Here is a 750-nt window from a genome sequence, read left to right on the forward strand (position 1 = left end):
TGGTCTTCGTCATGTCGGGCGTCTTTGCCAATACCGCCGCCGAGGCCGAGGCGCTGGCCATGGCCCGCGGAAACGGCGCCGCGACGCTGCTCGTCGATCTCGAAGAGACCACGGCGCCCGGCTTTGCCAATCTGATCGCCGGGATCGCCGCGCTGATCGAGGCACCCGACGGCGACACGCCGATGCTGATCCGCCCGCGCCCCCTGGAGCGTGACGAACCGGCGCTCCTGATCGGCGGGCATCCGGTTTCGGCCGGGCTGTTCGACGTCGCCCTGATCGTCACCCTTCTCGCCGCGCCGCTTTCGGCGCGCGGCATGGGGCCCTGGCTGCAGATCGGCGGCATCGACAGCCACCGCGAGGCGCGGCTCTGGTCCGAGATCCTCGACATCGCGGAAGAGCGTGCGGGCCTCGCCCCCGGCACGATCCGCGCCGAGGTCTCGATCGAGAGCGTCAACGCGGGCTTCGAGATGGACGAGATCCTGTCGGAGCTGCAGGCCCGCGCGCTCGGGCTGACGCTGCGCCGCGCGCCGCTCACCGCCTCCTACCTGCGGCTGATGCGCGCCCATGCGGACGCGGTGCTGCCCGCAAAGCTCGATCCCGAGGCCGCGTTTCTCGGCACCTGCGCCGCGCGCATGGTCAAGGTCGCGCATCGCCGGGGCACCCACGCCATCGCCGAAGCGCCCGACAGCGCCGAGCCGGGCGATCTGCGCCGCCCGATCGACGAGGGCTGCGACGGGCTCTGGCTTGCCG

At 72.4% G+C, this 750-nt stretch carries 1 protein-coding gene; it reads left to right on the forward strand.

The window, feature by feature from the left end:
* Positions 1-750, forward strand: a 750-nt coding sequence (locus NHG85_RS11700; RefSeq protein WP_502213721.1) for an aldolase/citrate lyase/malate synthase family protein, incomplete at both ends; no start/stop codon positions are given.

It is taken from the genome of Limimaricola litoreus, from assembly GCF_024159025.1.
Lineage (GTDB): Bacteria > Pseudomonadota > Alphaproteobacteria > Rhodobacterales > Rhodobacteraceae > Limimaricola > Limimaricola litoreus.